The organism is Polyangiaceae bacterium, assembly GCA_020633235.1.
In the GTDB taxonomy this organism is placed as follows: domain Bacteria; phylum Myxococcota_A; class Polyangia; order Polyangiales; family Polyangiaceae; genus JACKEA01.
This window is the reverse complement of the sequence record JACKEA010000001.1, coordinates 217,259-241,183: the sequence shown is the minus strand read 5'-3', so window position 1 is coordinate 241,183 and position 23,925 is coordinate 217,259. Positions and strand designations below refer to the sequence as shown.

At 67.6% G+C, this 23,925-nt stretch carries 21 protein-coding genes; 12 read left to right on the top strand and 9 right to left on the bottom strand.

The features are described 5' to 3' along the window. Positions 1–7 precede the first annotated feature (7 nt). Genes H6717_01165 through glpK form a run of 3 tightly spaced genes read right to left on the bottom strand, consistent with a single transcriptional unit; the run spans position 8 to position 3,011 of the window. Positions 8–676, bottom strand: a complete 669-nt coding sequence (locus H6717_01165) for a hypothetical protein (protein MCB9575623.1) — start codon at positions 674–676, stop codon at positions 8–10. Then, positions 676–1,455, bottom strand: a complete 780-nt coding sequence (locus H6717_01160) for a hypothetical protein (GenBank protein ID MCB9575622.1) — start codon at positions 1,453–1,455, stop codon at positions 676–678. Before H6717_01160 ends, H6717_01165 begins: the two co-directional genes overlap by 1 nt. Positions 1,456–1,508: 53 nt before the next feature. Next, entirely contained in the window at positions 1,509–3,011 is a 1,503-nt protein-coding gene (gene glpK, locus H6717_01155; protein MCB9575621.1) for a glycerol kinase GlpK, read from the bottom strand. 157 nt (positions 3,012–3,168) lie between these two features. On the opposite strand from glpK, the gene H6717_01150 reads away from it, so the two are divergent. The 3 genes from H6717_01150 (at position 3,169) to H6717_01140 (ending at position 6,880) form a co-directional block, all read left to right on the top strand. Then, the gene (locus H6717_01150) at positions 3,169–4,983 is read left to right on the top strand and encodes an FHA domain-containing protein (GenBank protein MCB9575620.1); all 1,815 of its coding nucleotides are present in this window, start codon (positions 3,169–3,171) and stop codon (positions 4,981–4,983) included. Between the two features lie 73 nt (positions 4,984–5,056). After that, on the top strand, positions 5,057–6,007 hold the full coding sequence (locus tag H6717_01145) for an acetyl-CoA carboxylase carboxyltransferase subunit alpha (protein ID MCB9575619.1): 951 nt from the start codon (positions 5,057–5,059) through the stop codon (positions 6,005–6,007). A gap of 72 nt (positions 6,008–6,079) precedes the next feature. Continuing rightward, positions 6,080–6,880, top strand: a complete 801-nt coding sequence (locus H6717_01140) for a hypothetical protein (protein ID MCB9575618.1) — start codon at positions 6,080–6,082, stop codon at positions 6,878–6,880. A 4-nt stretch (positions 6,881–6,884) separates the two neighbouring features. Here the strand turns inward: H6717_01140 and H6717_01135 are convergent, their stop codons facing one another. Genes H6717_01135 through H6717_01125 form a run of 3 tightly spaced genes read right to left on the bottom strand, consistent with a single transcriptional unit; the run spans position 6,885 to position 9,825 of the window. Further along, complete coding sequence (locus H6717_01135; protein MCB9575617.1) at positions 6,885–8,738, bottom strand: Tim44 domain-containing protein; 1,854 nt, start codon at positions 8,736–8,738, stop codon at positions 6,885–6,887. Beyond that, on the bottom strand, positions 8,735–9,373 hold the full coding sequence (locus tag H6717_01130; GenBank protein MCB9575616.1) for a hypothetical protein: 639 nt from the start codon (positions 9,371–9,373) through the stop codon (positions 8,735–8,737). Before H6717_01130 ends, H6717_01135 begins: the two co-directional genes overlap by 4 nt. Then, entirely contained in the window at positions 9,370–9,825 is a 456-nt protein-coding gene (locus H6717_01125) for a histidine phosphatase family protein (GenBank protein MCB9575615.1), read from the bottom strand. Before H6717_01125 ends, H6717_01130 begins: the two co-directional genes overlap by 4 nt. A gap of 276 nt (positions 9,826–10,101) precedes the next feature. Here H6717_01125 and gap point away from each other — a divergent pair, with 276 nt between their 5' ends. From gap to secG, 4 genes are read left to right on the top strand one after another with little or no spacing between them, the layout of a single operon-like run. After that, entirely contained in the window at positions 10,102–11,124 is a 1,023-nt protein-coding gene (gene gap, locus H6717_01120) for a type I glyceraldehyde-3-phosphate dehydrogenase (GenBank protein ID MCB9575614.1), read from the top strand. Positions 11,125–11,155: 31 nt separating this feature from the next. Beyond that, positions 11,156–12,361 carry a phosphoglycerate kinase gene (locus H6717_01115; protein ID MCB9575613.1) on the top strand — a complete coding sequence of 402 codons (1,206 nt, stop codon included), beginning with the start codon at positions 11,156–11,158 and terminating at the stop codon, positions 12,359–12,361. A 2-nt stretch (positions 12,362–12,363) separates the two neighbouring features. After that, positions 12,364–13,128, top strand: a complete 765-nt coding sequence (locus H6717_01110) for a triose-phosphate isomerase (protein MCB9575612.1) — start codon at positions 12,364–12,366, stop codon at positions 13,126–13,128. A gap of 2 nt (positions 13,129–13,130) precedes the next feature. Continuing rightward, positions 13,131–13,667, top strand: coding sequence for a preprotein translocase subunit SecG (secG, locus tag H6717_01105; protein MCB9575611.1), 537 nt, complete (start codon positions 13,131–13,133; stop codon positions 13,665–13,667). Between the two features lie 296 nt (positions 13,668–13,963). On the opposite strand, the gene H6717_01100 is transcribed toward secG, so the two are convergent. Then, positions 13,964–14,935: a glycerophosphodiester phosphodiesterase family protein gene (locus H6717_01100; protein MCB9575610.1), complete on the bottom strand. Its 972-nt coding sequence runs from the start codon at positions 14,933–14,935 to the stop codon at positions 13,964–13,966. A gap of 77 nt (positions 14,936–15,012) precedes the next feature. Between H6717_01100 and H6717_01095 the strand changes: the two genes are divergently transcribed. From H6717_01095 to H6717_01085, 3 genes are read left to right on the top strand one after another with little or no spacing between them, the layout of a single operon-like run. Continuing rightward, positions 15,013–16,278, top strand: a complete 1,266-nt coding sequence (locus H6717_01095) for a hypothetical protein (protein MCB9575609.1) — start codon at positions 15,013–15,015, stop codon at positions 16,276–16,278. Positions 16,279–16,319: 41 nt separating this feature from the next. Further along, entirely contained in the window at positions 16,320–17,837 is a 1,518-nt protein-coding gene (locus tag H6717_01090) for a glycosyltransferase family 39 protein (GenBank protein MCB9575608.1), read from the top strand. Next, positions 17,834–18,721 carry a GNAT family N-acetyltransferase gene (locus H6717_01085; GenBank protein MCB9575607.1) on the top strand — a complete coding sequence of 296 codons (888 nt, stop codon included), beginning with the start codon at positions 17,834–17,836 and terminating at the stop codon, positions 18,719–18,721. Before H6717_01090 ends, H6717_01085 begins: the two co-directional genes overlap by 4 nt. Here H6717_01085 and H6717_01080 read toward each other — a convergent pair. Next, positions 18,698–18,847 carry a hypothetical protein gene (locus tag H6717_01080; protein MCB9575606.1) on the bottom strand — a complete coding sequence of 50 codons (150 nt, stop codon included), beginning with the start codon at positions 18,845–18,847 and terminating at the stop codon, positions 18,698–18,700. The genes H6717_01085 and H6717_01080 overlap by 24 nt on opposite strands. 149 nt (positions 18,848–18,996) lie before the next feature. On the opposite strand from H6717_01080, the gene H6717_01075 reads away from it, so the two are divergent. Continuing rightward, positions 18,997–21,354 carry an acyl-CoA dehydrogenase family protein gene (locus H6717_01075; GenBank protein MCB9575605.1) on the top strand — a complete coding sequence of 786 codons (2,358 nt, stop codon included), beginning with the start codon at positions 18,997–18,999 and terminating at the stop codon, positions 21,352–21,354. On the opposite strand, the gene H6717_01070 is transcribed toward H6717_01075, so the two are convergent. After that, positions 21,339–23,210: a potassium transporter Kup gene (locus H6717_01070; protein ID MCB9575604.1), complete on the bottom strand. Its 1,872-nt coding sequence runs from the start codon at positions 23,208–23,210 to the stop codon at positions 21,339–21,341. The genes H6717_01075 and H6717_01070 overlap by 16 nt on opposite strands. Before the next feature lie 214 nt (positions 23,211–23,424). On the opposite strand from H6717_01070, the gene H6717_01065 reads away from it, so the two are divergent. Further along, on the top strand, positions 23,425–23,865 hold the full coding sequence (locus H6717_01065) for a hypothetical protein (protein ID MCB9575603.1): 441 nt from the start codon (positions 23,425–23,427) through the stop codon (positions 23,863–23,865). The last annotated feature ends 60 nt before the right edge of the window (positions 23,866–23,925 follow it).

The window sequence follows — 23,925 nt, the reverse complement described above, 5'->3', positions numbered from 1 at the left end:
CAAACGATCAGTGAACGATCTTTACTTCCAAGCGCGAGCGGGCGTTTTGGTAGAAGTTCTCCAGCGCTTGCGCCAAGCGACGGCCCACGTACCAGCGGCGGAGGGCCGGCTCGATTTCGTCGAAGGGACGATTGCGAAAGGGCGTCTGCGTGGTGCGGTGCAAGCTCTGGAGCTCCGCACGGCTGGGGGCGAGCATCGGCGCCACCATGCGGTCGAGGTACAGGCTGGCCCGAGCGCGGCGGCGCAAGATGCGCAAGATCTCCCTGTCGTCCATGCCCTCGGCAATGGCCGCTTGCTCCACCGCCAAGGCGCCGCCGCACTGCTGATACAGAATGAGACGCGCGGCTTCCGTCTGGCGCGAGAGCTCCTTGGCCGTGGGCTCCGGATCGATGCGCACGGACGCCAGCAACGTTTCGGAGATGTGGCGCTCCATTGCCGCGCGCACGTGGCGCTCGCGATAGGGCTCGTTGCTGCCCGCCGCGCGATCCGGATCCGCCAGCGCTTCCAGCCGCGCCTCGAAGGCCAGCACGCGCTCGAAGATGAAGCGCGGCGAGCGCATGCCCCCGGTTTCCGGCGCAATGAAGCGCACCACCACGCGATCGAGAGGGATTTCTTGGGCGTGGGCGCTGGGCGCGAGGCCCAGAGCGAAGACCGCGGCCAGGAGCGCGCGGCGCATTACCTGGATGCAGTTCGACGCCGCGACGAGGGCGACGGCTCTTCCGAGTCCGGTGGATCGCTGCTGGCAGCGGGGTCCGAGTCCTCGTGCACTTCGCCGTCTTCCGGGCGCGCGTCGTGGCGGTGGGCGTAGCTGCGGGCGGCGCGGCGTGCCTTCACGAACTCCGCGAAGGCCGTCACCTTCTCCAGATCCCGCACGCCGAGGCCGTCTGCCAGCTCCTTCAGTTGCTTGCGCAGGCTCTCGGCGCTGCGCCCGCGGCGACCGCTGAGCAGCTCTTGGCTGATGGGCGGTGTCTCCTTGCCCTTCTCGGGAGGAGCCGGCGCCACCACCGGACGCGCAACGGCCGTGAGCTGGTGCGCGGAGAGCCACGCCTCCATGAACACCCGCAGACGTTCGCTGCGGAAGGCGAACCAGCGCTCGCGCTCGGGACCGAAGGCCATGAGCACGTCCTTGAATCGGCGGAAGGCACCCTTGCCATCGATGGCGCGGGTCAGTCGATCCCGAAGCTCGGGCTCGTCCACCATCGGGATGAAACGCTCCATCCAGCGGTACTGCTCGCGAGAGCTCACCGGATCCACGCGCATGTAAGTGGAGTCCGACGCGATGCGTGCGTGCATCTCGGGATCCGCAATGCCATCTACGACGCGGAGCACCTCTCCGGTGCCGAGATGCAGATAGCTGTGCACCTCGGGGGCGTTGTTCTCGAAGGCGTCCTCGAGCGCTTCCCAATCGACGGGAACCTCGCGGACTCCTCCTCCACCCTGCTCATTGTCGGCCATATTCTTCCTCTGTAACCCCGTGGGGGTGAAAGCCCTTCCAAAGTATCGGGCCGTCAGGCCCCGGCGCCCAGATCCGACCGCGCGCGACGCACTGCGTCACGCCACATCGTGAGGCGATTGTCGCGCTCCGAGGCTTCCATCCCCACCTCGAAGGTCTTGTCGATCTGGATCATTCGGCCTGCTTCGGCGCCGCTTTGGAACAGCCCGGCGCCAATCCCCGCCAGCATGGCCGCCCCGCGAGCCGTGGATTCCAGCTCGCTGGGACGCTCCACGGTCACGGCAGAGACGTCGGATTGAAACTGCATCAATAGATCGTTCGCGGCAGCGCCGCCGTCAACCCGCATACGGGTCACGGGCTTGCCCAGATCGTCGCTCATCGCCGTCACCAGGTCGTTCACTTGCAGCGCGATGGCCTCCAGGGTGGCGCGGGCGAGGTGCGCTTTGGTGGTTCCGCGGGTGATTCCCGTGATCAGGCCTCGCGCTTCCGGATCCCAATAGGGCGCGCCCAGCCCGGCCAGCGCCGGCACGAAGGTCACCCCCTCGCTCGAGGTCACGCTGCGGGCCAGCGCTTCGATCTCGGCCGCCGAGGTGATGAGCCCCAGGCCGTCTCTCAGCCACTGCACCGCTGCGCCCGCGATGAAGCAGCTGCCCTCCAGGGCGTACACCACGTCGTCGCCAATCTGCCAACCCAACGTAGAGAGCAGACCGAAGCGGCTCTCCACGGGCTCGCTGCCGGTGTTCACCAGCACGAATGCTCCTGTGCCGTAGGTGCATTTGGCTTCTCCGGCGCGGAAACAGGCCTGTCCGAACAGCGCGGCATGCTGATCTCCCGCCATGCCCGCGATCGGAATGCCGTCGGGCAAACCGGGCACGCCGCGCGTTTCGCCGAGCTTGCCGGCGGAGGGTGCGATCTCCGGCAGCACGCTCTTGGGAACGCGCAACAGCTCGCACATGCCGTCGTGCCATTTGCGGCTGCGCAGATCCATGAGCAGCGTGCGTGACGCGTTGGTCACGTCCGTCACGTGGCGCTGGCCGCCGGTGAGCTTGTACACGAGCAGAGCGTCTATGGTGCCGAAGGCGAGCTCGCCCTTCTCCGCACGGGCGCGCACGCCGCTCACCTCGTCCAGCAGCCACGCGAGCTTGGTCCCGGAAAAGTAGGGATCGATCACCAGGCCCGTCGCCGTGCGCACCGCGGCCTCGTGCCCCGCCTTCTTGAGCTCGGCGCAGCGCGCCGCCGTACGCCGGTCCTGCCACACGATGGCGCGGTGCACCGGCACGCCGGTCTTCTTGTCCCACAGCACCACCGTCTCTCGTTGGTTGGTGATGCCGATGGCAGCGATGTCCTTCCCGGACACGCCGGCCTGCGCCAGGGCGTCCCGGATCGCCAAGGTCACGCTGGTCCAGATCTCCTCGGGCTCGTGCTCCACCCACCCGGGTTTCGGGAAGTGCTGCTTGAACTCGTGATTGGCTCGTCCCAGGGTGGCGCCGTCGGTACCCATCACGAGGGCGGTGGACCCCGTGGTGCCCTGATCGATGGCGAGGATATGGCGTGTCACGGCCGTCGAGACTATCAGAAGCACGCCTTTGGGCGGGCCGGCCTGCGGGCGCAGAAAAAAAGGATGGCGGGGCGTCGGCAAAAAGGTCGATTTGGGGGCGCACCACTGCCTGCGTCCTTGTCCCGGCGGTCCCCGGACGGTAGCCTTTCGGGTCGTAATGGCGCGATTAATGCTTGCGACCCCGGAAGGCCAGCAGGTCGTCGAGTTGCGCCCGTTCAATACGCTCGGGCGCCACCCGAGCAACACGATCCAACTGCTCGACAAGATCGTGTCGAAGGAGCACTGCATCGTCGAGCTGCGCGGCAGCGAGTACGTGCTCCGAGATCTGGGCAGCCTGAACGGCACGTACATCAATGGTGAACGCGTCGCTGGCGAGAAGGGGCTCCGCCACGGTGACGACATCGCCCTCGGCAGCACCCGCGCACGCTTCGACGACGGCTCCGGCCAACCGCTCGCGCCCCCGGTGTGGGCAGCGCAGCCCGCGGGCCCGCCCGCGTGGCAACCGGCTCCCGGCGCCATGCCCAGCTCGCCCCCGCAGAGCATGCAGCGCCCCGCGGCGAGCGCGCCGCCCTCCACCGTGGCCGGTGGCGCGCTGGTGCCGCAAGATGCCGAGCCCGCGCCGCTCCGCACGCCGACGCTCGACGATCCCGAAGGCTTGCCGCCGCTGAACGCCACCAAGGTGGACGTCACGGATCAGTCGCGAGCCATCGGCACGCAGATCGCCGCGACGCAGAAGGGCTTTCTGCCGTACGACCAGGTTGCGGGAAACTCGCAGCAGCTGGCCGCGGACTACGAGCGCTTGCGTCTGAGCCACGAGCTCAGCCGCGAGATCGCGATGGAGCGCGATCTGCGCACGCTGCTGAACAAGATCCTGCTCACCATCTTCAAGTTCGTGCGAGCGGACCGCGGCGTGATCTTCCTGCGGGACCCGGCGGGGGAGCTCCGTCCGGGCGCCAGCCTGCGGCGGGATGGCAGCGAAACGCCCATCAGCGTGTCCTCCACGATCATGAATCACGTGATCAAGGAGCGCGCCACCGTGCTCACCCACGACGCCGCCATGGACTTCGCCACGTCCAAGGGCAAGAGCATGATCTTGAACCGGATCAGCTCGGCCATCGTGGCACCGCTGCTCCACAACGACGACATTCTCGGCGTGCTGTGGCTCGATAGCGAGACCCTGGCGCAGTTCCAGCCCAAGGACATGGAAATCGTGACGGCCATCTCCGCGCAGGCGGCGATGTTCATCGAGATCAACATCCTGGGTAAGAAGATCGAGCAAGAGATCGTCAACCGCGAGCGCTTCAGCCGCCTGCTCTCCCCCAACATCGCCGCCCGCGTGCTCTCCGGCGAGCTGGACGTGAAGAAGGGCGGCCAGCTGGTGAACGAGTGCACCGTGTTCAACTCCGACATCCGTGGCTTCACGCGGATGAGCGAGGGCTCGAACCCGGAAGGCATCGTCGAGATGCTCAACGAGTACTTCGAACAGATGGTGGAAACGCTGTTCAAGTACGAAGGCACCCTCGACAAGTTCATGGGCGACGGCATCATGGCGCTGTGGGGCGCGCCGGTGGCTCATCCGGACGACGCCGTGCGCGCCGTCAGCTGCGCCATCGAGCAGATGGAAGTGCTCGGCCGCTTCAACCGCAAGCGCATGGAAGACAGCGAGCCGGCTCTCGCCATCGGCATCGGCGTGCACACCGGGCCGGTCGTGGCCGGATACATCGGCAGCTCCCGCGCCCTTTCGTACACGGTGATCGGAGATACTGCGAACACCAGTGCGCGCCTGTGCGGCGTGGCCCAACCAGGGCAAATCCTGGTCAGCGAGCAGACGCTCGATCGCGTGCGCGCCCGCTATGAGTGGGACGAGCTCCCGCCGGCGCAGCTCAAAGGCAAGGAAAAGCCGTTCCGCGTCTTCAATATCAAGGGCAAGGCGCCCAGCGTTCAGGTGCCTGCTTCGGCGAGTGGCGTCTGACCGGTTCTACCAGTACGCAGCACGTCGGGCTTGCTGACGGCGCGCGTTTGACCAAAGCTCCCGGCCTCCCGCGATGGCGCACGTCTTCTCTTTCGAACGCCCCGTAGTCGAGCTCGTCGCTCGCGTGCGCGAGCTCCGCGAGCTGGCCGCGGAAGACGCGCGTTTGGCGCCGGAGCTGTTGCGCCTGGAGGACAAGGCCGCCCGCGTCGCCCGCGAGGTGTTCGCCAAGCTGACGCCCATGCAGAAGGTGCAGCTGTCGCGCCACCCGAACCGGCCGTACACCTTGGACTACGTCGCGCGGCTGTTCGACGACTGGATCGAGCTCGCCGGAGACCGTCGCTTTGCCAACGATGCCTCCATCGTGGGCGGCATCGGTCGCTACCACGGGCGCAGCGTAGTGGTCGTGGGGCACCAAAAGGGCCGCACCACCAAAGAGAACATGGTGCGGAACTTCGGGATGCCGAACCCCGAGGGCTACCGCAAGGCCATCCGCCTGTACCAGATGGCAGATCGCTTTCGGCTGCCGGTCATCACGTTCATCGACACCCCCGGCGCCTACCCCGGCATCGAGGCCGAGGAGCGCGGCCAGAGCGAGGCCATCGGCGCGTCCCTGGAAGTGATGAGCTGCCTCGGTGTGCCCTCCGTCACCACCATCATCGGCGAGGGTGGCTCTGGCGGTGCTCTCGCCCTGGGGGTCACCAACCGCGTGTTGGTGCTCGAGTTCTCCTACTACTCCGTGATCACGCCGGAGGGTTGCGCCGCCATCCTGTGGAAGGACGGCGGCATGGCACCGGAAGCGGCGGAGCGCCTCAAGATCACCGCGCCGGATCTGCTCGAGCTCGGCTGCGTGGATGCCATCGTGGACGAGCCCCCGGGGGGCGCGCATCAAGATCACGACGACGCCGCGCGCCGCCTCGACCGCGCCCTGTACGAGGCGCTCGTCTCCCTCGACGGCCTGTCGCCGGAAGAGCTACGGGAAGATCGCTACCAGCGCTTTCGCCGCCTCGGTTCCTTCGTGGCCTGATTTCAGGGGTTTGTCGCCGCAACGCGGAAACGGCGCAGGCGCGCGGGGCGGCACCTGGTCTACACTGAAGCCATGCGCGCTCTCGGGCTCGGGTCCATCGTCACGGTATCCATCGCTCTGCTCGTCGTCGGTTGCGCCAGCGCCGCGGACGAAGCTCCGGGCTACACGTCCACCGGCGGCTCCGGCGCGAGCAGCGGCAGCGACGGTGGCGGCGCGGGCGGCAGCGGCGGCAGCGGCGGCGCAACCGGCGGCAGCGGCGGCGGCGTCGCGGGCTTCGCGGGCACGTCCGGAACCGGCGGCACGTCCGGAAGCGGCGGTACTTCCGGAACCGGCGGCACGTCCGGCACCGGCGGCACGTCCGGCACCGGCGGCACGTCCGGCACCGGCGGCACGTCCGGCACCGGCGGCACGGGTGGCGTCGCATGCAACGACCCGGGACCCGAGCCGAACGACGATCTCGCCAGCGCCACGCCCGTGTGCGGCAGCCCCGGCTGCAAGATCACCTGCGCCGACAGCGCCGGTGGCACCTTCACCGGCGTGGTGGACAGCGGCGACGTCGACTACTTCACGTACTTCGGCGAGGACAAGCTCACCTGCTTGGTGAACGCCGTCGCCGCCACCACGGATCCCGGCTTCCGGCTGTGCCTGTTCGCGGCGTGCGCGGGCGGCGCGCAGACGACCATCAAGAGCTGCAAGGCCGGCGTCATCACCTCCGGACCGAACGGCATGCAGGGCTGTTGCGCCACGGCGCCGGGAAATGTGGAGCTCGACTTCGACTGTCCCGGGCTCACGGACGACGATTCCGCCGACGTATGGATGCGCGTGGACGATGCCACGGCGTGCACCGGCTACGCCGTCAGCTATCACATGTAGTGCTTCACAGCGTGTAGGTCTCGTCCTGCTCGATACGGGACAAGACCCAGTCGAAGCGTCCGGCGGTGATCTTCTCGTGGCAGTGGCCGCATTCGCCGGCCATGTTGATGTCGTCCATGGGCGCTCCGCAGCTCGGGCAAGCGCGGTCCGCCCGCGGCGCGCCCTTCGCGCCCACGCCGCGGATGAACGTCCAGTACTCCGTGTAGCGTCGCGGCGTCTGGGTGCTGCCTCCCACCACGCGGCCGCTCTCGTTCTCCGTGTAGTCGATGCACTGGGCGAAGATCCGCACGGTGACGGCGTCGAACAGCGCGTCGCTCTCGATACGGGACAGCTGCACCGTGACCAGCTGCGGCTCTTTCGTCACGTTCCGCAGGCGCTGCGCCTTGTACGCCGTCACCCAGTAGCGCTGCGTCTCGAACAGCGCGTCGCTCAGGAACGGACGCACGGGTCCGAGCTCCTGCGCCGTCCACGTCTCGTGGAAGGTGTGGAACACGAGCCCCACGCGCGCCACGAAGCCCGCCCAGTCGAACCCCGGATCGCGCGCCTGCAGCCGCCCGAGGGCCGCCGGCGCGTCCGGCGCCACCACCGTCGGCAGACCCGTGCCGCGCTCCTCCACCGTGCCCGTGAGCATCGGCCCGCCGTACTCGCGCTCGTGGATGCCGATGGCGTCCACCTGCCAGTCGTGCTTGCCGGGAGCTGCTGCCTCCCCGCAGTACTCGCAGGTGGCGCCCACGGCCTTTTCCAACGGCCCGCCGCAGTTCGGGCAGCCGATCACCCGCGCCTTGTCGAGCCCGCGGGAAGGAACGTCCGCCGGGCGCGACAGCACCCAGGTTTCCCGGGTGTACACGCCGCGCTCGTCCCGGCCTTCGCCCTCGGCGTAGTTCGCCTCGAAGCTCGCGCGCACCACGATCTTGCGGGCGGCGGCATCCACGCTCACCTCCTCGATGGCGAGCGCGCCGACGATCACGGCGCTCACCGGCTTTTGAGGCAAGAGGCCGAGGGAATCTCGCGCCGGCTTCGTGAGGTAGGGCGACAGCAGCGACAGCTCTCCCCTGCCGCGCAGCGTGTGCGCTTGTGCGTAAAGCGCATACAGGAAATCCTGGAACAGAACGAACGAGAACCCCGCGTCCGTCGCGCGCAGGGCGGCCAGCGCCGCTTGCACGCTATCGTAGCGCTGGCGCGCGGGGCCCTGCCGGCGCTGGAAGCTCTGGAGCTCTCCCGCGCTGGTCGTGAACACCTCCACGGGCTCGTTCGCGAGGCTCGCCCAGCGCTGCATCTCGCGCTTGGCCAGCACGCGCCGCACGCCGGCCCCAGCGCCCACGAGCACCAAGAGCACTCCGGGCAGCAAGAAGTACCGCGACATGGACTCGTTCCGAGGCGCGCGGCGCACCGTGGGCGCAGGCGGCGGAGGCTCGGCCTTCACCGCCTCCTCGTGACAGTCCTTCACGCACTGCTCATAGTCGCTCAGCCCACCGTCCAGCGCGACGTGGCTGCGCCCCAGGCAACCCAACTGGCAGTGCGATTCCGCCAGCTCGCGCTGCATCTGCTTGTACGACTCCGTCTGGGTGTAGGGCGTGGGCTCGTAGCTGGGCGTGGGGTCGCTGCTTCCCCAGATACTGCTGCCGGAGCTCGAAGAGTCGTCGCTCTTGGAGCTGGAGCTCCACCAGCTGGAGCCGCCGGACGTGCTCGAGCCGCTCGATCCCCAGCTGGATCCCGAGCTGCTCGACCCCCAGCTGGAGCCCGAGCTACTGCCGCTGCTCGAGCCGCGAAACGACTGCCCGCCCCCCGGCCGCGCGGCGACCGAAGCGGAAAACGCGAGCGCGCACAACGCTGCCAGCACCGCGATCCACCCCTTCATGATGCCTCCTGCACGTCGTCCGGCAGCTCGTTTTCGTCGTCCGGCGAGCGCGGCAGCACCTCCGCGAGCACCGCGCCGAAGTAGCGCAAGCTGGACAAGAACGTCTCCGGATTTCCCTTCTTTATGGCGCCGTCCAGGCGCTCCGCGAGGGCTTCCCAGCGGTCGGCGATCTCGTCCAGCGGTACACCCACGTCCGCCACCACGATCACGCGCCGCTCGAACCACGACACGAACACGAGCACGCCGGTGCGCGCGCGGGTCATGTGAACGTTGTGATCCACGAACGCCGCGCGCGCAGCGACTTGTACCTGCTCGTAGCGAACGCGACGCGTGGTCAGCGCGCGCCGCACCGGCGGCACGCCCATGGACAGCAACATGCCCACGCCAAAGGCAGCGAGCAGCTCGAAAGGAAGGAACGTGAAGTCGAAGGGATGCGGGTGGTACAGGAACACGCACAGCGCCGCGAAGGAGCAGAGCGCGCCCGCGTACAGATCCGCCGCGCGGTAGTATCCGCTCTCGGGTGCCACGGCGACCACGACTTCGGCGGAGGTCTGCTGCTCGATTTCCTTCACGGCGCTCTTCACCGCCGCCTTGAGCTCGTCGGAAAAGAAGCCTCGCCGGCGCATGGGTCTCACGCCACCAGTATGGGCTCGATCTCGAGGCGATCCGGCGAGAGCGACCAGCGGGCCACGCCGTCTTCGATCAACGTGACCTGACCCGGACGGAAGGGCGGAAACGACGGCCGCCCCACGAGGTGCGCGCCGAGGGCGCTGATGCCGGGCTCGTGGCCGACGACCAGCACCGCCACGCCGTGGGCCGTGACCTCCTCCGCCACCACCCGCGGCGGAACGCCGGGCGCGAGGCCGAAATAGGCCTCGATACCGCCCTCGTAACCGATGCCCTGGGCGAAGAGCTCCGCCGTCTGCACCGCCCGCACCAGCGGGCTCGTCAGGGCCGCGTCCAGCTCCACCCCTTCCGCGCGCAGCTTCTTGCCCACGTCCCGCGCGATGCGCCGGCCCTCGCCGCTCAGAAAACGCTGCTCATCCGCGAGCTTCGGTCCTTCGCCGACCGCGCGGCTGTGACGCATCAAGAAGACTTTCACCTGGCATGCGTCATCTGCCGGGGCCGGGGCGTCAACGACGGGCAAAAAGTGACGCTTCCGCGGCGGACCGACAACAAATGTAAATCATTGATTAGATTGTTGTTTGTGCCGGCGCGGAAGCTCCCGCCAGCCTCCTTGACCGTGCTCAATGCCGTCGCTACGTTCCGACCCCCGCACGCTCGTCAGAGGCAGGGAAATGCCCGTCGCGGGAAAGCTTGGGGTGGAGGCAGGGCCCAGGGCCCACACGGTGAGGAGTTTCGGATGGCAACGAAGATCGCGATCAACGGATTTGGACGTATTGGCCGCTGCATCGTTCGGGCGCTGGCCCAGAGCAAGGAGACGGACATCGAGGTCGTGCACATCAACGATCTCACGGACACCAAGACCCTCGCGCATCTGCTGAAGTACGACTCCGTACACCGCACCTTCACGGCGGCGGCGGTGGGCCACACGGACCAGGGCCTCAGCGTGGGCGGCAAGGACATCGCCGTCACCGCCATCAAGGATCCCAAGGAGCTGCCCTGGAAGAGCGCGGGCGTGGACATCGTGCTCGAGTGCACCGGCATCTTCACCGACAAGACCAAGGCGATTGCCCACGTGGAAGCGGGTGCCAAGAGGGTGCTCATCAGCGCCCCCGCCAAGAACCACGACCTGACGGTGGTGATGGGCGTGAACGACGACAAGTACGACGCCGCCAAGCACCAGGTGATCAGCAACGGCTCCTGCACCACCAACTGCCTGGCGCCGGTGGCCAAGGTGTTGCTCGACAAGTTCGGCATCGAGCGCGGCTTGATGACCACCATTCACTCCTACACCAACGACCAGAACCTGCTCGACCTGCCGCACCGCAAGGGGGACCTGCGTCGTGCCCGCGCGGCGGCGGTGAGCATGGTGCCCACCAGCACCGGCGCCGCCAAGGCCATCGCCGAGGTGATCCCGGAGCTCAAGGGCAAGTGCGACGGCATGGCCATGCGCGTCCCCACCACGGACGTTTCCATCGTGGATTTCGCGCTGCAGACCACGAAGCCGGTGAGCGTGGACGCCATCAACGCCGCCATGAAGGCCGCGGCAGAGAGCGGTCCGCTCAAGGACGTGCTCGCGTACACGGAAGAGGAGCTGGTCTCCACGGACTACATCGGCCACCCCGCTTCCAGCATCTTCGACGCGACTCTCACCAAGGTGCACGGGGACCACTTCGCCAAGGTGTTCTCCTGGTACGACAACGAGTGGGGCTTCTCCTGCCGCATGATCGACCTGGCCAAGCTGGTGGCGAAGAAGGGCTGAGCCCCAAAGCAGGAAGGCGCCCACCATGCCCATGCTCGACGGAATTCTGAGCATCGAGGATCTCGAGCTCGAAGGAACGCGCGTGTTCATCCGCGTGGACTTCAACGTCCCCCTGGACAAGAAGACCCGCACCATCACGGACGACGAACGCATCCGCGCCGCACTGCCCACCATCAAGTACGCCGTGGAGAAAGGCGCGAAGGTGATCCTCGCGTCTCATCTCGGGCGGCCGAAGGGCAAGGCAGTGCCGGAGCTCAGCATGGAACCGGTGGGCGCCCGCCTCGCGGAGCTCGGCGGCTGGGAGGTCCACGTCCCGGACGACTGCGTCGGGGACGCCGCCAAGAAGGTGGTGCAGGACCTTCGCGACGGGCAGGTCTGCCTGCTCGAGAACCTGCGCTACCACGACGAAGAAGAAGCGAACGACGAAGCCTTCGCCAAGGAGCTCGCGGCGTTGGCGGACATGTACGTGAACGACGCCTTCGGCGCCGCGCACCGGGCCCACGCATCCGTGGATGCGCTGCCCAAGCTGATGCAGAGCCGCGCCATGGGCTATCTCCTCGCCAAGGAGATCGAGTCCCTGGGTAAGGTGGTGGAAGCACCCGAAAAGCCCTTCGTCGCCGTGTTGGGCGGCGCCAAGGTGGCGGACAAGATCGGCGTGATCGAGTCCTTGCTGGAGAAGTGCGACGCCATCTGCATCGGGGGCGCGATGGCCAACACGCTGCTCGCGGCCCGCGGCGCGGACATGAAGGCGTCCAAGGTCGAGACAGACTGGCTCGCCCACGGGCGCACGCTGCTCGAGAAGGCGCGAGACAAGGGCGTCGACATCCTGTTGCCCCAAGACGTGGTCGTGGCCGCCGGGCTCGACGCCAGCGAGGGCAAGACCGTGTCCGTGGGCGAGGTCCCCGCAGACACGATGGCGCTGGACGTCGGCCCCGCCACCGTAGAGGCCTTCCGCGGTCGCGTGCTCAAAGCCAAGACGGTGTTCTGGAACGGCCCCATGGGTGTGTTCGAGAACGCGCCCTTCGCCGGCGGCACACGCGGCGTGGCCCAGGCGCTGGCGGACTCACCGGCGTTCACCGTGGTGGGCGGCGGAGACAGCGCCGCTGCGCTACGCAAGTTTGGCGATGGGTTGGAAGAGAAGATGAGCTTCATCTCCACCGGCGGCGGTGCCGCCCTGGAGCTCATCGAAGGCAAGAAGCTGCCGGGCGTGGAAGCGCTGCGGCTGATCCGAGGGTGACCATGAAGCAGCGGCGGCCGCTCATTGCGGGCAACTGGAAGATGTACTGCGGCGGCGCCTCGGGCCTCGGGCTCGCTCGCGGCATCGTGCAAACGTGCGGGGACATGGCGGCGGTGGACGTAGTGGTAGCGCCACCCTTCACCGCCCTAGCCGCCGTCGCTCACGAGGTCGAGGGCAGCCGCGTCGAGGTGGCCGCTCAGAACGTGCACCCCAAGAAAGAAGGCGCCTTCACGGGCGAGATCAGCACCGGCATGCTGGTGGAATCCGGCTGCAAGTGGGTGATCATCGGCCACAGCGAGCGGCGCCACGTGTTCGGGGAGACGGACGCCTTCGTCGCCGAGAAGGTGGAGGCCGCCTTGGCCGCCAACCTCAAGCCCATCGTCTGCATCGGAGAGACGCTCACGGAGCGGGATGCCGGCAAGACCTTGGACGTGGTTTTCCGCCAAGTGGACGCCGTCAGCGAGCTCCTCGCCCAGCGTCCGGGCTTCAGTGTTCTCGCCTACGAGCCGGTTTGGGCCATCGGCACCGGCAAGGTGGCGGGGCCCGAGCAGGCCCAGGAGGTGCACGCTGCAGTGCGGGATTTGCTCGGGAAAATCTCGAAAGATCTCGCCGAGCAGACCCGGATCCTGTATGGCGGCAGCGTCAAGCCGGACAACGCGGCGGGCCTTTTGGGCTGCCGTGACGTGGACGGTGCCCTCGTGGGCGGCGCTTCCCTGGATTCGGGCAGCTTCACGAAGATCGTCGAAGCGGCGCCGTCGAGAGTTTGAACATGGCAGATCTCCTCAAAACCCCCATCACCGTCGTGCACATCCTGGCGTGCATCTTCCTCATGATCGTGGTCCTGCTGCAGCCCGGTCGCAGCGGAGGCCTGGGGGCGTTCTCGGGAGTCGCTGCGCAGCAAGTGTTCGGCGGCCGCGGCGCTGGCAACATCCTCACCAAGATCACCTGGGTGACCGCCAGCATCTTCTTCGTCACGAGCATCACCCTGGCGTACCTCTCCACCTCCACGGACGAGTCCCTACAGAAGCGCGCCGAGGCGGCCGCCAAGAAGGACGAGCCGGAAACGGTGGAGGTCGGGGGCAAGAGCGAAAAGCCGGCGGAGCCCGCCGCTCCCGCAGCGCCCGCCACGGACGAGCCGGCGCCCGCCGAGCCCGCCCCCGCCGAGCCCGCCCCCGCCGAGGGCAAGACGGACGACAAGGGCGCCGACGACAAGGCCGCGGAAGCGCCGAAGGCTCCTGCGCCGAAGGCTCCCGCAGCGCCCGCGCCCGCGCCGGAAGCCCCCGCCGCTCCCGCCGGCTCCAACTGACGCCGCGCGCCCGCGCCGCCCACTGACGCCCGCATCGCGAGCTTCCGCGGCGCTCACCGACGTCCGCGCTGCGAGCTTCCGCGCCGCTCACCGACGTCCGCGCTGCGAGGTTCCGCGGCGCGCCAACAAAACCACCCTCGAAAAATGCTCGCGAGAGTGATCATTCAGGAGACATGGTCGACCATGTCCCCCGAATGATCACCCAGGCGCGCAAATTGTTGCCCTACATCGGGCGAGTGGCAGCCACGTGTGCGTGCCGCAAGGGTATTGCGGCAACTGACCCGCCTACTACAGCGTCAGCGGTTCAAGTAGCGCAGCACCAGGTCCGGCCGATCCGACTGCACCACGTCCACACCGTTGTCGTAGGACTGGGCGTACAAGCTGGGATCGTCCCCCAAGCCCGCGGCGATGTCGGTCCCGAAGGCGTCGATGAGCACGCGATGGCCTGCAGCGTGAACCGGCCCGGCGAGCGTCTTCGGATCCGCGCCGTCGTGCAGCTCCACCAGCACCGGCGGATGGGCGGCAAAGGTCTGTAGCTCGCTGTCGAGCTCTGCCGGGTCTCCGATGCGGATCATGGTGAGCAGCTTGGGCTCGAGGGCGAGGGCTTCTTGGATCTTGGACACGCTGTCGGTGTCGAAGATGGCCCACTCCAGCGTGTCCGTCGTCTGAATCGCTTGCACCAGGAGATCCACGCGGTCCGTCTTGTTGGCGTCCACCAGCACGTGCACCTTGCCGCGAGCCGCGGTGAGGATTTCCTCCAGCGTGGGGACGTGCTCGCAGGAGAAATCCCCGGGGAACTTCTCGGCGTCCACGTGCAGCGCTTGGATCTCCGCCAGTGTCATCTGCGAAGCCTCCCCGCTGCCGTCCGTGGTGCGGTCCACCGTGGTGTCGTGCAGGTTGACGAGCTTCTCGTCCAGCGTGGGACGCGGATCCGTTTCCACGTAGTCCACGCCCAACACGATGGCCGCCTTCACGGCGCTGACGGTGTCCTCGGGAGCGATCACACCGATGGGCCCGCCGGCGCCACGATGACCGCTCACCAGCTTCTCGGTGCAGGCGTTGTCCGTAGCGCAGGTGATCGGGATCTTCGACGTGCGCTCCGGGATGCCGCTCAGGGTGCAGTCGAAGAGCGACGGATCCAGCACCGGGCCCGCACCGGCAGCACCCGCAGCTCCGCCTGCGCCTCCCGTACCGGTAGGTTTCGCGGCGTCCTCGGAGCCGCACCCCGCGAGCAGCGCGCACGCGAGCCAGAGCCAGAGCGTTCGCATGCGGGGAGCGTTCCACGGAGCCCGCGCCGTGGCCAGCCCCGCGCGAGCGAGCTACTCTAGGGCGCCGGGAGGGAATGGTGCGGAGACTGATTGCGGCGGGACTGTTCGGGATCGTGGCCTGCGGTTCCAAGACGGGCCTGAAGGTGGAACGGGACGCCGGCCTGACCTGCACCGAGCTCGACAGCCAAGCGCACCGCCCGCGCCTGGTGGTGTTCGTGATGCTCGACAGCTCCGGCTCGATGGCCTTCGGCACCGCCAATGGAACCACCAAGGCGGCGGCGATGCGCGAGGCGCTGGCGGCGTTCTATGGTGATCCGGCCTCCGCCGGTCTGGGCGTGGCGGAGTCCTTCTTTCCAATCCTGAAGGAGGACGTACCGGACAACTGCATCGACAACGCAGACTGCGGCGAGGCCGAAGCGTGCTTTCCCATCAGCACCGGAATCTGCTTGCCCGGAGGCAAGCCCTGCTCGAGCAACGCGGACTGCCAGGGCGGCAGCTGCGAGCCCGTCGGGCTGTGCGCCAACGACACGACCAAGGGCTGCCTGATCCAGGCACCCGAGGCGTACTGCGACTCCGGGGTGAAATGCCTGAAGGGCGGCGTGTGTCTCAATCAGCCGTCGTGCATCTCCAGCGAGTACGCGAAGCAGGTGGTGGACGTCGCGACGCTGCCGGGCGCAAAGGGCAAGCTCCTGCTCGCTCTCGACGAGAAGAAAGCCGATGGCGGCACCCCCACGCTGCCCGCTCTCACCGGCGCGCTCGCCGCCGCGGGCGCTTGGCAGGACTCGCACGCCGACGAGAAGGCCATCGTGCTGTTGGCCACGGACGGCCTGCCCACCGCCTGCGATCCCGCCATCACTCCCTCCACCGAGGAAGGCCTGGAAGGCATCCCCGCCGTGGTACACGCCGCCACGGAAGGCGTGAAGAACGGCGTGCAGACCTTCGTGATCGGCGTGTTCGCCCCATCCGAACAGGAAATGGCAGAGCTCGCCTTGGGCCAAATCGCCGAGAGCGGCGGCACGAATCACGCTTTCGTGGTCAACACCGGAGGCAATGTCTCGAGTGAGCTCCTGGACGCCTTCGACCAGATCCGCGACAGCGCCGCCACCTGCGAGTACGCCATCCCGTGGCCCGAGAGCGGCGGCATCGACCCGCTGTCTTTGACCATCAGCGTCGCAGGCAAGACGCTGCCGCGAGTATGGGATTCCTTCGCGTGCGACGGTCTGGGCTACTACTTCGACCGCAATCCGAGCCCCGGTATCCTGCCGCACCGGGTGATACTGTGCCCCGCGTCCTGCGGCTCCCCGGCGCCGAAGAACATCCGCATCGGCGCTGGTTGTCACTGAGCTAACGGCATACCCGTGATTTCGGGCTATGGTGCGCGGCCGTGAGCTCGGAGTCCGCGCGCACAGAAGATGCCCTGCTCGTAGTCGGTTTCAAGGCGCTGACATCGGCGCTGGTGTTGGCCGCCGGCTTCCGCGCGCTTTCCGACGACGACTACGCGCGCATCGTGATCGCCCAGGGCTTCGCCCAGGCTCCGAAGTTGGATCCGAGCGGCACCAGCTGGTTGCCGTTCCCGTTCTGGCTCACCGGCAGCGCCATGGCGCTGTTTGGCGACAGCGTGCAGACGGCACGCGCAGTGGCAGTGCTCTCGGGCATCGTGGCGTCGCTCTTGGTGTGGACCGCCGCCCACTGGCTGGGCGTGTCGCGCCGAGGCGCGCTCTTGGCCGCGATGGTCGCCAGCGTGTTCCCGTACGCAGCGTGGCTCGGGGTCGCCACGGTGCCGGAGTCCCTCACCGCGGCGCTCATGCTGCTGGGTCTCGCCGGGGTGTCCAGCGACGGCGCCCCTCGCCGCTGGCTCGGCGCCGCGGCGTTGGCCGTAGCCTGTGCTTCCCGCTACGAGGCGTGGCCCGTCGCCGCGGTGTTCGCGCTCCTGCTCGTGCTCGACGCCGTCCGCGCGCGCGATCCACGAAAGCTCCTGCCCGCGCTCCTCGCCGTCGCAGCGCCCCTTGGCTGGATGCTGTACGGCGCCACCAGCCGCGGCAGTGCGCTGTTCTTCGTCAAGCGCGTGGCCGACTACCAGCGCGCCATCGGCGCCGGCGGAGATCCGCTCTTGCTCGACCTGGTGCGCGCCCCCGCCGCCATCGTGCGCGCTGAGCCAGAGCTCATCGCCATCACCGTCGTCGCCGTGGTGGCAGCGGACTATCTCGGCATACGCGGCTGGGCAGCGCGCTATCGTCGCGTTGGCCTCGGTCTCCTGGCATTGCTCGCGTTCCTGATCGCGGGCGACGTGCGTGACAGCTCCGCCACGCACCACGCCGAGCGCACGCTGCTCGCCATTTGGTTCGCTGCGGCCGTGCTGTTCGGAGATCTCGCTCCGCGCGTGCTTCGCAAGTCCAAGGCGGGCACCCACGCGGTCATCGTCGCCGCCGGCACCTTCGCCTTCGTGGGAGCGACGACCATGATCCGCCCGTGGTTCGCCCGGCGAGACTCGTTCATCGATCGCAGCGCCCAGCTCGCCATTGGCGCGCAGGCGCGCACCCTGGGCGCGAGCCGCGCCAATCCCCTCGTCATCGACACGCCGGACTTCGCCTTCTACGCGGTGATCGCCGGCGCCGGCGGGCCGGCCATCGCGCGACCGCTCTCGGATCGCGACCCACGCAAGGAAAAGGAAGCCGACCCCTTCGCCAGCAGCCAATCCCTCCGGGAGCGTCTCACCCTCGAAAACGCCCGTTGGCTGGTCGTCACCGGCGCCGCCCACACGCACCTCGCCGCCGAAATCGGCTCCGAGCACGGCCGCGCCAGGGACCTCACGCTGTTCGCCATCCCGCCGGAGCTGGAGACACCCGTTGCCCATCTGGATCGTTTCCATGTCGGTCCGCCGCGGAAACGGATCGCGCCGTGACCGCGGCGGACCAACATCAAGACGAGGCCATGTACGAGGATCCGGCATTTCGACGGAGCGTGCACACGCTGTTCGACACGGTGTGGAAGCACCTGACGCCGCGTATCGCCCTCGCGGCTCGAGCCGGCGCGGACTGGCACGCCGTCTCCGCGCCCTTCGTGGAGATGGAGGGCTCCACGGCCGTCGCCCACGTGGGCGTGATCGAGATCCCCCTCGTGCTCGACGGCACGCCGACCACCGTGGCGGGCGTGCACGCCGTGGGCACGCACCCTGAGCATCGCAAGAAGGGACACATCACGCGCTTGCTCGGCCGCGCGCTCGCGCACGTCGAGGAGCGCGGCCTCGCCACGGCGCAGCTGACCACGGCGTCCCCTCGCGTATTCACGCCCAGCGGCTTTCGGGATCTGCCCATGACCCGCTTCGAGGTGGCACCGGTCGCAAGGTCCGAAACCACCCTGCGGCAGCTCAGCATTCACAGCGACGCCGACCGGGAGCTCCTGTGGCGGCTCTTGCGCCATCGCATGCCGGTCTCCCATCGACTCGGCGTGGTGGAGCCCGGGTGGCTGTTCGTGATCGACGAGGTGCTGGCGTCGTCGGGGTTTTCCCGCTTGTATGCGGCGGACGACCTCGACACAGTGGTGGCGTTGAGCCTCACCGGCGACACCCTGACGGTGCTCGACGTGGTGGCGCGCGAGCTGCCGCCCATCGAAGAGCTGCTCGCCCGTGTGCCCTTCGACTTCCGGCGAGTGCTGCTATCGTTCTGCCCGGACCGCTTCGACACCCAGGTGATCGCCACCCACCCCGGCGATGCGGACGAGCACCTCATGGTGCGCGGCCCCTACACGGCCGGCCCGCTGTACCTACCGCCGCTCGCTCACTGCTGAGGGCTCTCGAAACGCCGTCGTCACGCCGACGGCCCACGGACGTGCGGCGCCACCGATGGCAACGTCGAGCTTGGTGGTGCCGGACGCGGGCCCGAGCACCTCCACGGGGTAGGCACGGCGACCCATCGTGAGCCAGGGCCCGCAACGGGCACTGCCTCTTTGTTGGCTCGCCGCGGAACCGCCGCGGCCCGATGCCTCACTGCGACACTATTGAGGCACGCGAAGGCACTCTTTCGTGTTCTCGGCGCGGGCACGCGACATGCCTTCTCTCGGGCATGCCCCGTCGCATCCCCACCGCCCAGTCCCTGGAGCGTGATCCGCGCGCCTGCGCCACGGTTCCACTGCTCTACATCGCCTGGTCCGACGGTCTACTCACGGACGACGAGATCGCTTCCGTGCGAAAGGCCATGGAAGGCTTTGATTGGATTGCCGACGACGCGCGCCAGAGCGTGTCTGCATGGCTGGATCCAAAGGCTCCGCCGAGCCCCACGGAGCTCGACAAGCTCTTGGACGTCATCCGGCGGCACTCGGCGGACCTGTCCCAATCGAAACGGCACACGCTCGCCAACCTGGGCCTCGAGTTGGCTCGCCTGGAGCACGAGAAGGACGACATCGATGGTCTCGAGGCGCCCGAGGTGGAACGAGCGCTGCTGCAGGTCGAAAAGGCCCTGGGCGTGGTGTCCGAAGACGCCGTTCGCGCGCTGCTCAGCCCGCCGCCGTGGCCGCTCTCCGACACCTTCGACGAGCCCGACGCGAAGTTCTCGAGCCGGCGACTCGCTGAGCTCATTGAAGGAGAGCACCGCGAGCACTTCAACCGGATTCGCTCCGTGATTCGCGGTCGAGAGCTCGTGCCGCGGTTCGGGCTGTCACTCGGGGAGCAGCGGAGGGTCGTGCGCGGGTGGCTGCGGACGCTGTCGGAGGAGGGCATTGGCTCGGTAGGCCTGCCCACCGCTCCGGACAGCAGGGGCGATCAGCGCGCGTTGATCGCGAGCCTGGAGGGGTTGGGCATGTTCGACCTGGACCTCGCGGTGAAGTTCGGCGTTCAGTTCGGACTTTTCGGCGGCAGCGTGCGCGGCCTGGGAACGGACGAGCAGCACGCTCGGTTCTTGCCAGACATCGCCCGGGGCCGAATGCTGGGCGGATTCGCCATGACGGAGCTCGGTCATGGTTCCAATGTCCGCGACATCGAAACCGTCGCGCGGTACCACCCCGACCAGAACGCGTTCGTCCTGCGCACGCCAAAGGAGTCTGCGCGCAAGGAATGGATCGGAAACGCCGGCGAAGACGGCCGCTTCATGACGGTATTCTGCCAGCTCGAGGTGGACCGCCGACGCCACGGCGTACACGCCCTCTTGGTCCGCATCCGCCATGACGATGGCACCCCCGTCACTGGTGTCCGCACCGAGGACGCGGGTCCCAAGATGGGCCTCAACGGCGTCGACAACGGTCGCCTCTGGTTCGACGACGTCGTCGTGCCACGCGACCAGCTTCTCGGGCGCTTCGGCCGCGTGGACCAGCACGGCAACTACCAGAGCGACATCGCGAGCCCCAACAAGCGGTTCTTCGCGATGCTCTCCACCCTGGTGGGCGGGCGCATTGGCGTTGGAGCGTGCGCCAACATGGCGGCCAAGACGGGTCTCGCGACGGCGATTCGTTACGGTGCCCTGCGGCGTCAGTTCGGCTCCGGCAGTGCTCCGGAAGTGCGCATCTTGGACTATCCGGAACATCAGCTTCGCTTGTTCCCTCGTCTTGCAGCCTCCATCGCGATCGGCTTCGCGGCCCAGGCGCTGACGCGAAGGGTCGTGGACGGACGTGAGGACCGCGAGCTCGAGGCGTTGGCCGCCACGTTCAAGGCGCTCGCGACGCGCAACGCAGTGGACACCATCCAGAGCTGCCGTGAATGTTGCGGCGGCATGGGCTATCTCGCCGCCAATCGCATCGCGAAGCTCCGCACGGACGTCGACGTGTTCGTGACCTTCGAGGGCGACAATACTGTTCTGCTCCAGCTCGTCGCGCGCAGCCTTCTCACGCGGTTCCGCCAGCAACTGTCCGACGACGCCGTTCGCACGACGCTGGAGCTCCTCGCCCACCGCGCTCGGGCGACCCTTCACCACAAGAACCCCATCGCCGCACGACGAACGGATCGCGAGCATCTCACCGACCCTCAGTTCTTTGCGGATGCCTTCGGCTACCGTGAGGAAGCACTCACCGTGGCTGCGGCCCGCCGCATCAAGCGCCGCATCGATGACGGCATGACAGCCTTCGACGCCTTCAACGAAGTGCAGGATCACCTTCTGGCCCTGGCCCGTGCGTACGGGGAACGCTTCGTGGTGCGTGAAGTCACCGCTGCGGTGGAGCGCGCCACGGCTCCGGCAGAGCGCGCCCAATTGGAGCGACTAGCGCAGCTGTACTGTCTCACGCGCGTACGTGAAGACATGGCGTTCTTCTCGGAGAACGGCTACGTGGAGCCGCGGAAGGCGCGGGCCATTCGCAAGTTGGTGCTCACGCTGTGTCGGGAGCTCCGGCCGCACGCCATCGCCCTGGTCGAAGCGCTCCAAGTGCCCGAGTCCTGCTTGGCTCCGATCGCCTTCGAGCACTACTTCGAGCACCCGGCACTTCACAACTCGATCTGAGAGCCGACTTCCAGAACACGCTTTGCCGGTATGTTGAAGAACGCCGTCGCGGGCTGCGAGTTGCGTGACATGGCAGCGAAGACACGCTGACGCCACCGCTGCATGCCCCGATGACCCGTGGGCAAGAGCGTTTCATAGCCGAGCACGAAGGACGTTTCTTCCAGCTCGGGAGTGGGTGTGTCCTCTCGCTCGAGGAGCTTCGGGATGTCGGGGTTCTCCATGAAGCCGTAGTGCGCCACGACACGAGTGAACCCCTCGCGCAGCTCTTTCACTTCGATCCGCCGATCTTCCGTGACGCGCGCCTCGTCCTCCAATGTCACGGTGAGCAAGATCACTTTCTCGTGGAGAGCGTGGTTGTGCTCGAGCACCCGGGTGAGAGCCGCCGGGGCGACCTCCAAATTGCTCGTCATGTACACCGCCGTTCCCTCCACCCGTGCCACGTCGGACTCGGAAATGCGCTCGAACAGCTCGTCGAGGGGAACGAGCTCCTCGCGCACGCGCTCTCCCAGCAAGGCTCGGCCCTTCTTCCAGGTGGACATGAGCAAGAAGCCGAGACCCGCCACCGCGAGAGGAAACCAGCCGCCGTTCTCGACCTTGACCAGATTGGCGGCAAAGAATCCGAGATCGAGCACCAGGAACAGGAGCGAGAGGCCACCCGCCGCCCAGAGCGGCCAACTCCATCGACGGCGGGCCACCACGAAGGCGAGGGCCGTCGTGATCACCATCGTCGTGGTCACGGCAATGCCATAAGCAGACGCCAGACTGGACGACGACCCGAAGGCCAACACCAGCGCCACCGTCACCACCATCAACAGCCAGTTGATGCCCGGAACGTAGATCTGCCCGATCTGCTCCTCGGACTTGTGTTGGATCTCCACTCGCGGCCAGAAGCCGAGCATCGTGGCCTGTCGAGTGAGAGAGAACGCGCCGGAGATGACCGCCTGGGATGCGATGATGGTCGCCAGCGTCGCGAGACCCACGAGCGGATACAGCGCCCAGTCGGGCGCCAAGCGATAAAAGGGATTCTTGATCGCCCCCGGATTCGCGAGCAGCAACGCCCCTTGGCCGAAATAGTTCAGGAGTAACGCCGGCAGCACCAGCACGAACCACGTGAGGCGGATGGGTCGCGGTCCGAAGTGGCCCATGTCGGCATACAGCGCCTCGCCGCCCGTCACGACCAGGAACACCGAGCCCAACACCAAGAACCCGGCCAGCTTGCCGCTGGTGAGCAGCGCAATCCCGGCTCGAGGGTCGAGGGCGAGCAGCACGCTGGGATTGTCGAGAATCGCCGCCAAACCCAGGGCGCCGATGACGAAGAACCAGATCAGCGTCACGGGTCCGAACAGCGCACCGATGCCTGCGGTGCCTCGCCGCTGGAGCATGAAGAGCCCGATCAGGATCGCGATGGTGATCAACAAGACGTGACTGCTCAGCGCTGGAGCCGCGATGTGCAAGCCCTCCACGGCGCTGAGCACGCTGATGGCCGGCGTGATCATGCCGTCCCCATAGAGCAATGCCGCACCGAACAGACCGAGGGCCACCACCACGCTCCCTGCGAGCTTTCCCTTGGTGACACGACTGGCGAGGGCCATCAGCGCCAAGATCCCGCCCTCTCCGTGGTTGTCCGCGCGCAGGACGTAGCTCAAGTACTTGACGGAGATGACGATCGTCAGCGACCAGAAGATCAGAGACAGCACGCCGTGAATGTTGGCGGCCGTCAGGGGCAGACCGTGCTCCTCTCGAAAGCACTCGCGGAAGGCATAGAGGGGGCTGGTTCCGATATCGCCGAACACCACCCCCAGAGCAGCAAGGCTCAGGGACGCCAGTCTTCGTCCACGCGGCGGCTCACTGCTCATGGTCGCGAACAGCATAGGCGGTGCACGCCTCCACAGAGCCGAAGTGGGACGAATTGCCGCGGCCGCCGGTGTTACGCCGACGTGTCAGGCGTGGGGGCAAAGCGACCCAGAGGGAGACAATCTGGCACAGACTCCGTGTGAATTCCGGGGAGATCGAGCAGGCCCGCTTCTTGCTCCGCCCGCGCACGAACTCGAAGCGAAAGGCTCCGCGAGAATGCGACACACCCTTGCCATCGTCGAACACGGCGCCAACGCTGCACCAGCGAGCGGGCCCGAGATTTGCGAGCGAAGCAACGAGACCCCCTCCGAGTTCGCGGCACGCGCCGTACAAGGCATTGCTTCGGCCAGTGAGGCCGGCGGCAGCTTGGATGTCATGTATTTGACGTGCGCCACGTCAGACGACGAGCGCTTTCTCTGCCGATCGATCGTCGCTGCGGCGGCATTCCGAGCGGCCCCCCACCGCCGCGTGACGCTCACCTTCGTCGCGACTCCCACGCGGGTGGAACGTCAGAACGAGCTCTTCGCTCTGGTGGACGTGCTGCAGCGGGAGCTCGGTGGCGGTCGCTTCGACGTCACCCTGCGTTTCGTGGAACCTGCCAAGAAGGGCCTCCGCAAGGCGCCCGTCGCGATCCCGACGACCGCGGAAGCGACCTGACGCGAGGTTTCCGCGGCGGACCAACAAACCCTCGACCCAAGCTGGAAACGCGGTCAAAAT